General features: G+C 64.1%; 9 protein-coding genes. 3 read left to right on the top strand and 6 right to left on the bottom strand.

All coding sequences use genetic code 11. The features are described 5' to 3' along the window. Window positions 1-44: 44 nt before the first annotated feature. Complete coding sequence (locus tag G4D79_RS27615; protein WP_214514599.1) at window positions 45-1,223, top strand: DUF6745 domain-containing protein; 1,179 nt, start codon at window positions 45-47, stop codon at window positions 1,221-1,223. A gap of 53 nt (window positions 1,224-1,276) precedes the next feature. Then, window positions 1,277-1,732 (top strand): hypothetical protein, encoded by a 456-nt coding sequence (locus G4D79_RS27610; RefSeq protein ID WP_029254716.1) that lies wholly within the window; start codon window positions 1,277-1,279, stop codon window positions 1,730-1,732. Between the two features lie 173 nt (window positions 1,733-1,905). Here G4D79_RS27610 and G4D79_RS27605 read toward each other — a convergent pair whose 3' ends face one another. Next, the gene (locus G4D79_RS27605) at window positions 1,906-5,103 is read right to left on the bottom strand and encodes a (Fe-S)-binding protein (RefSeq protein WP_214514598.1); all 3,198 of its coding nucleotides are present in this window, start codon (window positions 5,101-5,103) and stop codon (window positions 1,906-1,908) included. A 359-nt stretch (window positions 5,104-5,462) separates the two neighbouring features. On the opposite strand from G4D79_RS27605, the gene G4D79_RS27600 reads away from it, so the two are divergent. Then, window positions 5,463-6,113, top strand: coding sequence for a glycine zipper family protein (locus G4D79_RS27600; protein WP_003943407.1), 651 nt, complete (start codon window positions 5,463-5,465; stop codon window positions 6,111-6,113). Window positions 6,114-6,192: 79 nt separating this feature from the next. Here G4D79_RS27600 and G4D79_RS27595 read toward each other — a convergent pair whose 3' ends face one another. From G4D79_RS27595 to G4D79_RS27575, 5 genes are all read right to left on the bottom strand, one after another. Further along, the gene (locus G4D79_RS27595) at window positions 6,193-7,503 is read right to left on the bottom strand and encodes a S1 family peptidase (protein WP_058038562.1); all 1,311 of its coding nucleotides are present in this window, start codon (window positions 7,501-7,503) and stop codon (window positions 6,193-6,195) included. A 225-nt stretch (window positions 7,504-7,728) separates the two neighbouring features. Then, window positions 7,729-9,069 carry a S1 family peptidase gene (locus tag G4D79_RS27590; RefSeq protein ID WP_054187118.1) on the bottom strand — a complete coding sequence of 447 codons (1,341 nt, stop codon included), beginning with the start codon at window positions 9,067-9,069 and terminating at the stop codon, window positions 7,729-7,731. A 109-nt stretch (window positions 9,070-9,178) separates the two neighbouring features. Then, on the bottom strand, window positions 9,179-10,429 hold the full coding sequence (locus tag G4D79_RS27585) for a hypothetical protein (RefSeq protein WP_047269499.1): 1,251 nt from the start codon (window positions 10,427-10,429) through the stop codon (window positions 9,179-9,181). A gap of 111 nt (window positions 10,430-10,540) precedes the next feature. Further along, complete coding sequence (locus tag G4D79_RS27580) at window positions 10,541-12,976, bottom strand: LuxR C-terminal-related transcriptional regulator (RefSeq protein WP_064114246.1); 2,436 nt, start codon at window positions 12,974-12,976, stop codon at window positions 10,541-10,543. A 14-nt stretch (window positions 12,977-12,990) separates the two neighbouring features. Then, complete coding sequence (locus G4D79_RS27575; RefSeq protein ID WP_054187121.1) at window positions 12,991-14,712, bottom strand: Hsp70 family protein; 1,722 nt, start codon at window positions 14,710-14,712, stop codon at window positions 12,991-12,993. Window positions 14,713-14,849 lie beyond the last annotated feature (137 nt).

Below are 14,849 nucleotides of genomic sequence, written 5' to 3'. Positions count from 1 at the left end.
TGTTCAACTATGACTACAGGAAAGGCGGACTCCGCCACCGTCGCGTGAGCGCCGCACCGATTCGCTCGTCGGCATCACATCGAGCGACATTGCCCGAGAACTTCAATCTCTTCGATGAAGACAGTCTGGCCCTGGAAAAGATCCGCGACGTGTGGCTCGAACGCGGATTGTGTACTCGTCCTGCTGATCGAAACACCGCAGAAGCCTCTGTCGCGCAACTGTATCGACGCTCCGGGCTCCCGAAACCGGAGTTCGTCTGGGTCCCGTCGCCGTCTGCTGGTTCGGACCTGATCGTCACCGAAGGACTGTCGACCAAGATGTCATTGGACGGCACCGGCCTCGACTGCGCTTCCGGGTATATCGCGAGCATGTTTGCGGCTTCGCGCCGACGCATGGACGCGCGAATCGAATGTCGGAGAACTGACTGGCAGATGGAACGCCGGCAGGGGGAGCGCCTGATCAGGGCGTCCATTTGGGAATCGTTGCACACCACGCTGTTCGACGGCGTCGCAGCTGCGATACGAACGATGTTGACCCCGGTGGCCGGGGAAGTGACCTGGTACGGGCAGCAGGACGCACATCGAATCGCGTACTACGACACATGCCATCGATTCGGTCTTGCGACCTTCCGCTCGGAAGACCGTGAACTCCTCGACGTGCAGACCGCACTGGCTGACTCGACCGGGTGGTGGTGGGCGTTCGACGACGCGTGCATCATGGCGGAACGACCCACCGCCTTACATGCCGAACCGATACCGGGCAGCGCGCAGGGGGCACGACGCTTGCATCATTCTGATTCCCCCGCAATCGAATTCGTCGACGGTACAAAGGCGTTCGTTCTACACGGAGCGATCGTTCCCGACTGGGTGGTGCTCGATCCCACCGCCGAACGCATCGCACACGAGCGCAATGTAGAGATCCGTCGATGTGCAATCGAGCGGATCGGGTGGGATTCCTACATCGAGCTGGCCGGCCTGACACTGGTCGACCAAACCGACGATCCCGGTAACGCCGGTTGCCTGCTGCAGCTCTACGCGTCGCCGGAGGGCTGGGGTCGAAGTGGACGGATTCTCCTCGCGGTCAACGGTTCTCTCGAACGCGACGGGCATCGGCGTCGATACGGCCTTCACGTACCCGGATGGTTTACCTCCGCGTTGGATGCCGCCGGATGGACTTATGGCATCACCGGTACCGACTATTCCCGTCTCGTTCGTCGAACCTGAATCTCGAACCCTCAATCCTCGAACCCTCAATCCTCAAACCCTGGGTGATACTTATGAACTCGAACATGACCTTGTCCGCTCTCACCACCCTCACCGGCCTCGATGTCTTCGACTACCTGGACCAGGAAGTGTCCATTCCTGTGATCGACGGACTCCAGGCGCAAGGCGATCTCATCGTGATCCCGTTTTCGCTGCTCGCAAATATCGTGGCGCCCCTGCCATGGACACGCTCTGTGAGAGTGCCGCTCTCCGGCGTGGAACTGCTGCGAAGTGCGGCGGGAGGGAACCCCCACAGTCTGGTTGCAGACGAAGGGGAGTGCACGTGGTCGACGCCGGTGAAAGATGCTCGGGGCCTTGCACTCGGCATGCTCGACACCCGAGTGACCGCGTACCTCATCCACCCGGAGCACGGCGCGACCGGCATCGCTCCGGGACGATACGTCATCGGCCGGCAGCAGGAAAGGGGCGTCGGGCGTGCGCGCGGTGCGGTGATGCTTGTCGCCGATTGACACGCCGGCCTCGAGTTGGCGGGGGAGTGAGCACCACTTGCACAGGGCGAGCACCGGTTTCCGTGTGCTGGACGGTGTGTCGGGTCGAGGGAAAGGGTGCTCGGTCGGCAAAGGCTCCCGCACAAACACGAATGCCCTCACCGTGACGGTGAGGGCATTCGCGTGTGGTGCGCTTACTTCTTGCGGCCAGGAGCCTTCGCGCCGGCCTTGAATCCGAGTCCGCCTGCCTTGGGGGCGGGCGGCGCGGCAGCAGGCGCCGGAGCTTCCGCGGGTGCGGACGCCTCAGCAGGCGCTTCAGCGGCGGGTTCTGCCTTCACAGGTTCGGCGGCGGGTTCTGCCTTCACAGGTTCGGCCTCGGGAGCCGGGGCCTCAGCAGCCGGCGCCGGGGCCGCAGCGGGAGCTGCCTTCCGGGCACCGGGAGCCTTTGCGCCCGATTTGAATCCGAGTCCGCCGGCCTTGGCGGCAGGCGGAGCCTTCGGGGCTTCCGCCTGGGCGGCCGGAGCCTCTGCCGGTGCAGCCGGAGCCTCTGCCAGAGCCTCTGCCGGAGCAGCAGCAGGTGCTTCAGAAGCAGGAGCAGCCTTTGCACCAGGAGCCTTGGCCCCACCCTTCATCTGCAGTCCCTTGCCGCCGGGTGCCTTGGCGCCGGACGCCAGGCCCAGACCCTTCGGCTTGGCGACGGGTGCAGCAGCTTCGGGTGCAGCAGCCTCAGCAGCCGGAGCTTCCGCTGCCGGTGCGGCAGCGGCCTTTGCTCCGGGTGCCTTGGCGGCGCCCTTCATCTGCAGTCCCTTGCCGCCGGGTGCCTTGGCCCCGCCTGCCAAGCCGAGACCCTTGGGCTTTGCGACAGGTGCTGCCGGTGCAGCAGCTTCGTCAGCGGGAGCTTCCGCGCTTGCGGCGGGAGCCGCCTTCTTGGCGCCGGGAGCCTTGGCCCCGCCGGCCATTCCGAGCCCCTTGCCGGGTGCCTTGGCGCCGGGAGCTTTTGCACCTGGTGCTTTGGCGAGGCCCTTCATGGCCAGACCCTTGCCTGCCGGTGCAGCCTTGGCTTCCGGAGTCGCGGCGGCTTCCTCGACTTCGGCGACCCGATCCTGCTCGACGGTCTCAGCCTTTGCCTCAGCAGCGACCGGTGCCTTCTCGCGTGGGATCACCTTGATGTTCTCGCCGAGCTGGGCGGGATCGAGACGAGTGACGGAGTTCAGCATCAGCTGCGCGACGTCGACGACCTCGACGCCTTCGCCCTGGCCTTGCTCCTGGCGGGCAGTGACGCCGTCGGTGAGCATGACGCGGCAGAACGGGCAACCCGTGGCGATCTTCTTGGGGTTGGTGGAGAGCGCTTCGTCGACGCGGTCGACGTTGATGCGCTTGCCGATGTTCTCTTCCATCCACATGCGAGCACCACCGGCACCACAGCACATGGAACGTTCGCCGTGACGCGGCATTTCGACGAGCTTGGAGCCTGAGGCTTCCATGAGTTCACGGGGAGCGTCGTAAACCTTGTTGTGGCGTCCGAGGAAGCACGGGTCGTGGTAGGTGACGTCTTCGCTCACGGACGCAACCGGGATCAGCTTCTTCTGGCGCACCAGACGGTTGAGCAGCTGAGTGTGGTGCACGACCTCGTAGTCGCCGCCCACCTCCGGGTACTCGTTGCCGAGGGCGTTGAAGCAGTGCGCACAGGTGACGACGATCTTGCGCTTCTTCTGCTCGATACCGTCGAAGACCGAATTGAGCATCTCGATGTTCTGCATCGCGAGCTGCTGGAACAAGAACTCGTTGCCGGCACGACGTGCGGAGTCGCCGGTGCAGGTTTCGTCGGCGCCGAGGACCATGAACTTCACTCCCGCGGTGGCGAGGAGTTCGGCGACAGCCTTGGTGGTCTTCTTGGCACGGTCTTCGTAGGCGCCGGCGCAGCCGACCCAGAAGAGGTACTCGTAGTCCTCGAAGCTGTCGGCGTCCTTGCCGAAGACAGGGATCTCGAAGTCCATCTCGTTGATCCAGTTGAGACGGTCCTTGGAGTTCTGACCCCAGGGGTTGCCCTTGTTCTCGAGGTTCTTGAACAGGCCGGCGAGCTCGGAGGGGAACTCCGATTCGATCAGGACCTGGTAGCGACGCATGTCGATGATGTGGTCGACGTGTTCGATGTCGACGGGGCACTGTTCGACGCAGGCGCCGCAGTTGGTGCAGCTCCACAAGGTTTCGGCGTCGATGACCGGGGCCATCTCGCCTTCGACGGTTTCACCGACGAGCTTGCGGTCGGCCTCGAGGCGTGCCGCCTCGGGGATGGCTGCGAGGGCGCCTTCCTTGACATTGCCTTCGCTGTCGACGAGACCGATCTCGTCGCCGCCCATGTCCTTGCGTCCACCAGCGAGCAGGTACGGGGCCTTGGCGTAGCCGTGGTCACGCAGCGACATGATGAGCAGCTTGGGAGAGAGCGGCTTTCCGGTGTTCCACGCGGGGCACTGGGACTGGCAACGACCGCACTCGGTGCAGGTGGTGAAGTCGAGCCAGCCCTTCCAGGAGAAGTCTTCGATGTTTCCGGCGCCGAGAGTGTCGGTGTCGGGGTCGACGTTCTCCATCGTCAGGACTTTGCCCTTGGACATCATGGGCTTTGCCGCGCCGAGGGCGACGGTGCCGTCGTCTTCACGCTTGAAGTAGATGTTGAAGAACGCCGAGAAGCGGTGCCACGCGACGCCCCAGGTGATGTTGCGGCCCACGATCGCGAGCCAGATCATGCCGGTCATCAGCTTCACGAATGCGAACACCGAGATCATGACGGGGCTGGCGGGAAGCAGTTTCGCGACCTGCATGGTGAAGAAGTCGGTCCACGGGTTGGCGTGACCGTAGGTCGCGATCTTGCCGGCCTTGACCATGATCATGCCCAGGCCCTCGAGCAGGACGATGCCTTCGATGACGTAGGCAGCCTTGAAGTTGGAGCCGCCGAAACGGGACAGGCGCGCGGGCAGACGCGGGTGGTTGAGCTGACGGATCACGATCAGCGTGGTGATACCGATGACGGTGCCCAGGCCGAGGATCTCGTCCCACAGGTGCCACGCCCACGTGTTACCGAAGATGGGCCAGTGGAATTCGGGGTTGAACGTCTGGCCGTAGGCCTCGAACCACAGCAGGAACCCACCGAGGAAGCCGACCATGACGAGCCAGTGGGCCCAGCCGACGCTGCGGAACTTGTTCATGCGCGTGTGCGCGATGAACTCGATGATCATCTGCTTGAAGCGAGGGAAGAACGGGCGCCATCGATCGGGTGCCGACTGGCCGATGCGCACGGTGTTGAACATCCTCAGCGCGCCTGAGAGGAAGATGTACCAACACACCAAGCTCAGCAGAGCACCAATCGTGCCCAACGTAATCGTCAGGGCATTCATGTCGCGGCCTTTCGTTTCAGGGCGACGCGTCGGCCACCTCGGGACAGCCCACTGATACTAACCTGCGTTATGTTACCCGCCAGTAACTAGCATTACCAGCCTGTAGGTACCGGCTGGTAACCGCTCGTGGCCTGGAGAGATCGATCTTCTGCGTCGGACGGGCTGGGCCAGACGCAGACATGTCTGGTCGTCACGTTAGGCGGTGCCCGTCAGGTGTCCATCTGTCAGGCAGCCCTAAGTCGGGTTCCGAGCAGGTGAGAACAACCGACCGGCTGTTATCGTTACGCCCGTCACGCACAGGGGAAACGGGTGGTGTGAGTCATCGACTGACGCCCGCCCGATCCCGGGGAGGATCAAAAATGTTCATTCGAAAAGCTGCGGCCGTCGCAGCGATGACCATTGCCGCTACGGGCATCGCTGCAGGTACTTCTTACGCAGCTCCGGAGACGTCACCCGACGTTTCGTACACCGCCGAGGTCGTCGACCAGGCCGTTGTCACCACCATCGACGCCGGAGCATTCCGGGTCTCGGGCGACGGAACTCACGTCGACTTGCAGAACAGCCAGGGCGCAACTCTCGTGAGCCTTCCGCTCGCGTTCAACCTCGGCGACGTTCAGTTCCCGTTCGACGAGACCGTCAGTGAGGACGGCAAGACCCTCACCCTCAAGCCGAACCTGGACCCGGCCAGCTCCAAGCCGAAGCCGGTCGCTGCCGAGTTCACCCCGGTTGCTTCGCCTGACGAGGATCAGAAGGCAATCGAGAAGTTCCAGTCACAGCTCGGGCTTGCCACGCAGATCGGTAGCCTCACCGGCACGATCGTCGGGGCGGTCATCGGTTGCATCGTGGGTCTGCCCGGCCTGGTCGTCGGCTGCCTGCCCGGCATGGTCACAGGGGCCGGTATCGGTGGAGTCGCCGGTACCATCCTCGCCGGTGGCGGAACCGCCGTCGTCGCGGGCTTGGACCTGATCAAGGTTCTGAACGCTCCGGCTGGAACAACTCTCTTCCAGTAGAACGTCACGAATGCCGAAACGGGCGCCACACCTTCAGAAGGTGTGGCGCCCGTTTTGCTGTCTCGAGGAATGCGTGTGATCAGTAGTCGCGAACCTTCAGGCCTGGGTTGGCGGCGAGGATGTCGTTGATCGGCGTCGCGTACTGGGTCGGGGCATCTTGCCCGAACAGTGTCTCTGCCTGAGCGATCTCGCACAGGGGAGAGGTGGCGACGTTGGACGCACTCGTGATGCCCACTGCCAACGTTCCGGAGACGATGGGGCCACCGCTGTCACCCTGCAGGACGCAGATGTTGGTGGTGAAGCCGTTGTCGAGGGTGTGATCCAAAACCTTTGCGACGCGGTTGACGCCGGTGACGACGCCGCAGCTGAAGCCTGTGGTCGATCCTGCCTTGCAGACCGGGGCGCCCACGACAGGATCGGCGGTACCGGTGATGTTGACCGAGCGGTTGAACGGGACCCGCACGCTGTTGTTCTCGAAGCGGTACTTCGCGTTGTCGTCGATGTTGATGATCGAGTAGTCGCGCCCGTCGAAGCTGCTCTTGGCGAAGTACCCGACGCGGGGCCCGGTCTGGTTGTTCACCATCGGGAAGACCTGGCTGGAGTTCGAGGTGCCGGCAGCGGCACGGTTGGGATCGCAGTGACCGGCGCTGATGTTGACTGTGCGTCCTGAACCGTCGGTGCCGTTGAAGCCGAATGAACAACGCAGTCCTGTGTTACCGGAGGTTGCGCCGAAGGCGTCTCCGCCCAGTGCAGCGTCGCCGGTTGCGGATCCGGTTGCGGGGATGAGGTCCGCGACGATCGGGGGAACCAGTAGCGGAGCAGCGGTATGGACGACGGTCCGCTTCAGGAATTCAGGCAATTCGATGCCGGCGGCAGGATCGGCCGTGAGGGCGACTCCGTTGCCGACGACGTCGACGGCGATGCCACGCACGAGGTCTGCGACCTCGGCAGGCTGCGAATCGAGCCAGGTGTTGAGTGCCGAGAGTTGACCTTGCAGAGCCTGCTCGCTCTGCGCGACGTCCTTGACCTCGAAACCGGCCTTCTCGGCGGCCTCGCGGGCAGCATCCTTGTCGCGACCGTCAGCGAGAGCGACGATGCCCTTGCCGAGGTCGTCGAGCCACACTCCGGCAAAAGAGTCGGGAAACTGGACGCGCGCGATGGCGGCGAACTCCGCGAGCTTCTGCGCGAGTTCGGAACGCGAGACGAACTGGTCGGGCGTCAGCGCCAAGTCGTGCTGTAGGGCTTCGGCGAGTTCGACGGGCAGATGGGCTGCCTGATCGGATACCCCGGATTCGTTCGGTTCTGCGTTCGCGACCGCGGTAATCGGTCCGAGGAGCAGCAGCGCGGCCGAACCGAACACTGCGGCGCGACGTGCGATGGAGCTTCGCATGTGGGCCTTTCCACTTCGTTGACCGCGTACCACCCCCCTGGGAGCACACGGATACGGCTCACGGACTTGTGGTGAGCCGATCACAGTCGACCATGACTATATGGGTTCGAACGCGCTATTCCCACCCGTTACATGAGCAGACAGCGCTGACCCCGACCGACAACAGCACTGTGCCCGCCGATCGCGAAACGGATCGGCGGGCACAGTGCGTGAATCAGTGGTTGGTCAACCTGCAGTGCGGACGCGGATTCCGGCACCGACACCGCCACCGGAAGCGCGATCTGCCGCGTCGAGGATGTCTCCGACCGGAATACCCAGATTCGAGGTTCCACCGGAGGTCGCCAGTACCAGGTTCGCTTCGTTGCAACTGGGTGCTCCGCTGCTGTTGGAGCCGCTGGTGATGCCCAGAGCCAAGGTTCCGGAGACGATGGCGCCGCCGCTGTCCCCGGCGAGGGTGCACGCGGTACCGGCGAATCCGCGAACGGTTCGTGAATCACCGTCCGCCATGACCAGTTGAGTTTCGACGCGATCGGCTGCCACGACACCACAGGTGAAGGACGACGTCTGGCCGGACTTGCAGATGGGAGCGCCGATCACGGGACGTGCTGTTCCCGTGATCGCGAGGGTGGTCCCGTTGGCACCGCGGACGGCAGCACGGTCGAGGCCCGCGTCGATGCCGGACTGGTCGAACTTGATGACCGAGTAATCGAGATCGCCGGCGTTGTTGCCGACGGAAGACTGTGAGAATGCTCCGATCAACTGACTGTCGTCGACGTTCGCGTGATTCGGCAGGTAGACGGGCGACTTCGAACCCTCGGCCGGATTGCAGTGTCCGGCACTGATATTGAGAGCATTGTTCTGATCGTCGACGGCGTTGAACCCGAACGAGCAGACCGAGATGTTCTCGGTCGGTGTCTCGCGAATGGGGCCTGTCGACGTGATGTAGGTGTCGCCGCCGAGTGCTCCGGGATCAACCGATCCGCCACCGTCCGGGCTGAGAACGATCTTGGTGTTCTCGAGCAGGGTCGGAAGATTGAGCGCCTGCCCGACGGGGCTGTTCGCGACGTCGATGACGACCTGGTTGTTCAGGACGTCGATAGTCGCCGAATTGACTGCGCGTGAGATTTCCTTGGGCAGCCCGGCAATCCATCCGTTGACGTCGGCCAGCGTCTTCTCGAGGGTGTCGGCGGAGACGGGGGCGACGTGCGTGCGGTAACCGTCGTCGGCCGCGATGCGTGCAGCTTCGGTGGTGGTGACGGCTACGACGGGTTGACCGTCGAGTCCCATCCACGAGCCGGCGTAGTCGCCAGGGCGCTCGGACTTGAATTCCTGGGCGTATGCACCGAGTTCCTGAGCTTTGGCAGCGCGGTCCAGATACTCCTGTGGGGAGATCTTCAGATCGCGCGTGATCGCCTCGATCAGCTCAGCCGGAAGCTGATCTGCCCCGAGCTGTTCGACATGCGTGTCGGAGGCGGGCTCTGCCGATGCCGTCGTGGTGAATGGAGCTGCGAGCAGTAGTGCCGAGGCGCCGACCACAGCGGTGCGGATCGCCAACGAGTTACGCATGAAATCCCTTCAAGTCCCCGGCACCGAGCCGGTAGGTACCGCACCCACCATAGGGGAAAAGTTTCGACGAGGAATATGTGCCTGTTGTCGGCAAGTCGAGTTATTCTGTCTAACTTGGCATTCCGGGTCTCGGGGCCAATGGCATGACGGGCATGTCGGGATTCGGAACCACCGGATCGGTTGTGTCGGTCGGGTTGGACGGCTGCGTCGGCGTTGTCTGTGTATCAGTGGGGGCGGTCACGGCGGGAGTGTCCGGGGTATCCGGATCGACCGGATCCAGCGGTCCGACGACCGGCGGCAGGTTCTCGATCCGAAGGGGATCGATCTGGATGGTGATCGGCGATCCCTGTTGCGCGGGGACGTTCGCCGTAGTGGATTTCTCTGTACCGGTGCCCGGACTCACCGGAATGGGCTGGGATTCGGATGAGGTCGATTCCGCTTCGGATGCCCACGACTGCGCCGTCGGCTGCGCGCCGAGAGCGGGTACTTCCGGTGGGGGTGAGGTCGCTGATTGCGTGCCTGTCCCGGATGAACTCGTCGGGGTGGCAGCTGTGTCCGTCCCGGGGGACAGGGAAGATTGTGCGTCGAGAATCCTGGGTGCTGAAATGGTCGGAGTGTGTCCGATGATGACCGCTGCCGCGCAACCCGACACCGTCAGAAAGACTGCGGCGGCTGCTGCGGCGATGATCGGTCGGCGCTCCGACCGCCACTGGCGATTCAGCCAACCGTCGATGCTCGGTTCTTTCGTGACCGGTGCCTCCACGCCGGATTCCGGCTCCGGTTCGATCAGAACGAACGGCGGAAACTCTTCGGGGGTGTCCTCTGGCTCGGCAAAATCGGTTGGCTGGGGTTCGGGACAGGTAGAGGTGATCGAGAAGGGTGCGGCCAACGCTGCGGCTCCGCGAGCAGCACGGTCGTCGGCGTCAGGATCCGCGAGCCAAGCCGCAGAGGCTTCATCTTCTGAAATCAGTTCGACGCCGTCGAGATTCATGCTGTCGAGTGCGCCGCGCAGTACGTCGACGGAATCGCTCGACCAACCTGCGGGGATCACCGCAGAGATGTTCAGGTTCTGATCGGTGAGTGTTCGGACTTCCTTGACCAGGCAATACATTGCTGTCGCTACCAGTTCCTCCCCTCGCGTCATGTGCTCGGAGAAGTTGTCGGTATCGTCGGTGCCGACCCTGTCGAGGAACCCGCGCAACCCGGTGGACCCCGCCGCGGTTCCGCCTAGCTGCACGGTGCCGTCGGGGGCGTGGTGCAGAACCGATTCGCGTTCGAGGGTCACCAGCTCCGAGTCAGGTCTCGCGATCGCAGCAATGCTTCGTTTGTTGCCGACGGCGAGTCCGACTCCCCACTTCATAGCGATCCCCGTTTCACAGTTACCGAACTTTGCTCGGCAGGCATGTCCTGATTCCTGTGAAAACTATCACTTAAACGGATATACGCAACCCTCTGGACAATATGCAGCTAACTACTTGTTCGGCGGTGTCATGCTGCGAAGGATGGTGAGCAGTTCCGAACGAGACTGCGCCCCGACGCGCCGCTTGATGCGTGCGACATGGTGCTCGACGGTTTTAGCGGAGATGTAGAGGCGTTCGCCGATTTCCCGATACGTCAGTCCGACGACGACGAGTTCGGCAACTTCTTGTTCGCGCTCGGTCAACACCGACGGTGGCGCCGCACTTGTGGCGGTATCGGTTGCACTTGTCTCGGCCGTCGACGTTGTGCGTAGCGAGCGCGCAACGTGGAGCAGTGCCGTGGCCGATTTGGTGTCCGGGGTGCGCAGCGCTGCTTCGCCGGCGAGGCGAGCGGCGTCCCACGGGAGTCCGATCCGACTGAGCGTTCGTGCGGCGGCTTCGACACCGTCTGCGTCGACGTTGCCTTGCATCAGTAGGAGCCACTGGCGTCCGGCGATCGCCAAACCGGCTGCGTAAGTGTGAGTTTTGGCTGATTCGGCGAGTGTATGGGCGTGTGGGAGGAGATCGGCCGGCGACTGCGAGAGGATCGACGCCTGGACGCCGTACCAATGCAGCGGCGACGACCACAGCGGCGGCTCGCCGAGCGCGCGGAGGAGTGAGCGCGCGTCGTCGACGAGATGCTCGACCTGCTCGGTCTCCTCGAGCCGTACTGCCGCAAGCCACAGTTCGCCGATGGGAAGCAGATTGAACAGATCAACGCTGCAGGACGAGAGGGTGCCTGCCGCGCCCGACCAAGCTCGACGCAGCTGGGCGAGATCGCCGGAACGCCGAGCGAGACCCACGATCAGAGCATGCAGAAACAGTGCGTCACGCTCACGGAGGGGGCCGCGGACTACCTCCTGCGGTAGGTCTTCGAGAATCGTGTCCTGCCCGCGGACCATCGCGATCCAGGCGCCGAGAAGGTGAAGTCGCGCCCACGTGTGGCTGCTTGCGTCGTCGGCGGCGATCGCGGACGTGACGACAGCGGCGGCCCGTTCATGGGCGCCGTTGTGCAGGAGTGCGAGAGCTACCAGCGCCGGGGCGGAATCAGGCTGGAATTCAGATGTGTCGGCTCCGCCGGGGAGCGAGAGTGCGCGCGACATCGTGTTGAGCGCACTCGGTGCGCTCCCGGTGACCGATTGCATCAGTCCGTTGGCCAGTGTGGTAGCGCCGACCGTCGAGCTCGACGGTGATCCGGTGTGTCCGGTGAGCGCCGCGTTCGCGTCATCGACCTTGCCGATGCCGAGGAAAGTGATTGCGGCGAAGGGGGATTCGTTTCCGGTGCGCCCTGGCCCCAGCCAGGTGTAGAGATCTGCAGCGGCGCCGAGTTGGCCGCATGCTGCGGACGAAGCTGCGCGGATTCGCACCGCCGCAGCCAATCTCGCGTCGTCGAGATCGGGTGCGGCGATGACGGAATCGGCCAGACGGCAGGCAGTGTCGAGGTCACCACTGCGAGCCGAGACCTGGGCGTACAGCAGCGTGTCGGCCACGCCGAGAGGCTCGATCGAATTCACGCGGCGAAAGAGATCTGCCGCGACCGCCGGCGTGCTCGCCTCGACGGCGTCTCGTAGTACACCCGTGAGATCGCGGTGGCGGATTCCGGAGTCGAAAAGTCTTCGTGCTGTGTCGATATCGAGGGTTCTCGTGTGTGCGCGTGATGCGACGATTCTGATCAGCTCGCTGCGGATACGCCCGGTGCTCGTCGACTCGGCGAGCACGCTCGCGACGAGTGGTGATCGCGAACCGAACAGTCCGGTCGCCAGTGCCCGGTCGAATGCAGCTGTGAGGCTGAACTTCTCCTGTCCCAGATCGAGCTCGAAGGCGTCGATGTCCGGGACGGCGAGTGAAACTTCGAGGATCTCGCGCTCGATCGGATGCAGAGCGGTGACCTGGTGGAGGATGTGTGTGCGTATGGCGTTCGGCATTTCCAGGCGGCCTGCCGAGGCGGCGGCGAAGTACGCTTCGATCGCCCCGAAGGAACCACCGGACAGATGCTCGAGCGCCACCACGGCGCGGTCGTCGAGCGGGACTCTTCGCTCGGCCGCGATCTTCCGAATATCGTTTCGGTTCAACGGGTTCAGATGCAACACGGTGCCGAAACTCGAGATGTTCGAGTAGATCGGTGCGAGTGGTGGATCGATCCGATCGGAGGCTACGACAACTCCGAGGTCGTCACGTTGGACAAGCTCTTTCAGGGCACGGATTTCATCGGAGGTCAGAGCTTGCGCGTCCGCGATCACCACAATCGCGTCGGCGGGGACGTCATGCGTGACTGCGGTGACCACGGGCTTGTCACCCGATTCGATTCGCTTCCGTACAACCCTCGTCACTTGGGGCCGAGCGCTGGCATCGGTCCCGGTGACGAATAGGCGCAGTGGCGATGCAGTCAGGTCGACGTCGCGCAAAAGTCCTGCGATGAACGACGATTCGGTGCCGTTGTCACGGTTCATCGAAAGACCGCCGGTCAGCGGATCGGTGCGGTGACGCCGCCGACGACACCACCGACCACGTTTCCGACACCACCGACGACGTTACCGAGACCTCCGACCACGCCGCCGACTCCGTTGCCGACACCGTCGACCAGACCGCCGACTCCGTTTCCGATGCCGGTCGCAGCGTCACCGACACCGGTCCCGACGCCGGCTCCAGGCGCGGGTGCTGGTGCCGGGGCGGGAGCAGGTGCGGGCGCCGGGGCGCCGGGTGCGGCAGGTGCAGGCGCCGACGGAGCGGTCTCGCCCGGTGCGGGCGAGGATCCCGCCGGTGCGCCGGCAACCGGAACTGCCCCCGGCGCCGTCGTCGAGCCGCCTGCGGCAGCAGGAGAACCGGGCTGATTGCTTTGAGTGCCGTTGTTCGCAGTCGTGGATCCGGTGCCTGCCGCTTCCGCTGCCGTGGTGCTGCCGGGAGTAGAGCCCGCGGTGGTCGAAGCGGTCGAGGAGGTGGACTCGCTGGTGGTGTTCGCCGAACTGGACGGAACGTTGATCTTGTCCATGGCAGTTCCGATTCCGAGCCCGCCTGCGGCGAGCACGATGAATGCTCCCACCACTGCAGCAACGACGCCGACCCTCGACGAGCGTCGAGTCGCCGTGTTCTCTTCTTCGGTCGGCTCGGCAAGCAACGGAGTGGAGAAGGCGGGAACTGGTGCGGGCTTGCGAGACGGCTCGGCGGGAATCACTGCAGTGGCGGCGGCCGGTACTTGCGAGTCTCTGGCGTCGAGTGCGAGGGCCGCGGCGCCGGACGCCGCGCACGACGCTGGATCGGCGTCGGCGATCACCGGGACACGAAGCTCCGCGGACAGTAGTTCGGCGACAAGGGGAATGGACGAGCTTCCGCCGGCCAGGACAACCTGATTGACGTCACTGGACTCGACGCCGGCAGATCGCAGGCTTTCGCGAACCAATGCCACCGATTCGGTGAGGGCGGGCCGGATCAGATCTTCGAGTTCGGAACGAACGAGTCGAACGTCGCTGACGGCACCGGGAAGCGCCACGCGGGCAACGGTTTCCGTCTCGGTGGAAAGTTCCTCCTTGGCTGCGCGGGCATGCTCGCGCAGAGTTTCCAGCGCTGCAATCGTCTCGGGTGCAAAGGGATCAAGGGTTGCGAACTGGTCGGAAACCGCATCGAGCAGGTGAACGGTGACGAGGTGATCGAATTCGTCGCCGCCGATGTCCTCGCTGCGCAGCGGCTTACCGAAGATCTCGCTTCGTCCGTCGGTCGTGGACATCATCGTGACGTCGAGCGAGCGAGCACCGAGGTCGTAGACGACGGTCAGACCGTCGCTGACGACAGTTCCGGAAGCGGCGAGCCACGCCATGACGGCTGCGGGTTCGGCGACGAGAGTCGCCCCGTGAATTCCGACGTCGTCCAGAGCGGACTCCATGGTGCGTGCCGTGTGGCGGTTCCACCCCACCGGGTGAGCCAGGACGACAGTTGGCCCTTCGTTACCGCCTGCCTGGTCTACCAGTGCGCCGACCGCTGTCGCCGCGAGAGCCTCGCCGCGGTACTCGGTACCGTCGGCGGCAAGTATCGGAATCGGGTCTCCGACGCGCTCGACAAATCCGGTGATGACGGATCCGTCGTCCAATTGCAGCGCACTGGGTAAGCGGACCTGTTGCGTTTCACCGGTCGAGCCGTCGGTGACAGCTACGAGAGTGGCCGAACCGATGCTGATGCCGAGCCCTGCCGCCATGAACGAACTCCCCTGGTCGTGGGCGACAGAAGGACTGTCGCGGTTGTCTGCGATGTCGGTTTCAGGACCTAGATCGTTACCGGATCGGAGGCGTCGCGACGAAGTAGGGGACCGATCCCCTAATCGGGGCAAATCCC

It is taken from the genome of Rhodococcus sp. WY5 (assembly GCF_018588185.1).
In the GTDB taxonomy this organism is placed as follows: domain Bacteria; phylum Actinomycetota; class Actinomycetes; order Mycobacteriales; family Mycobacteriaceae; genus Rhodococcus_F; species Rhodococcus_F qingshengii.
Note: the sequence above shows the minus strand (reverse complement) of the source record. Positions and strands in the feature narration are given on the sequence as shown.

Coding starts and splice junctions, on each gene's coding strand:
- G4D79_RS27605 (WP_214514598.1), bottom strand. CDS start 5,103: ATGAATGCCCTGACGATTACGTTGGGCACGATTGGTGCTCTGCTGAGC.
- G4D79_RS27575 (WP_054187121.1), bottom strand. CDS start 14,712: ATGGCGGCAGGGCTCGGCATCAGCATCGGTTCGGCCACTCTCGTAGCT.
- G4D79_RS27585 (WP_047269499.1), bottom strand. CDS start 10,429: ATGAAGTGGGGAGTCGGACTCGCCGTCGGCAACAAACGAAGCATTGCT.
- G4D79_RS27580 (WP_064114246.1), bottom strand. CDS start 12,976: ATGAACCGTGACAACGGCACCGAATCGTCGTTCATCGCAGGACTTTTG.
- G4D79_RS27600 (WP_003943407.1), top strand. CDS start 5,463: ATGTTCATTCGAAAAGCTGCGGCCGTCGCAGCGATGACCATTGCCGCT.
- G4D79_RS27590 (WP_054187118.1), bottom strand. CDS start 9,069: ATGCGTAACTCGTTGGCGATCCGCACCGCTGTGGTCGGCGCCTCGGCA.
- G4D79_RS27610 (WP_029254716.1), top strand. CDS start 1,277: ATGAACTCGAACATGACCTTGTCCGCTCTCACCACCCTCACCGGCCTC.
- G4D79_RS27595 (WP_058038562.1), bottom strand. CDS start 7,503: ATGCGAAGCTCCATCGCACGTCGCGCCGCAGTGTTCGGTTCGGCCGCG.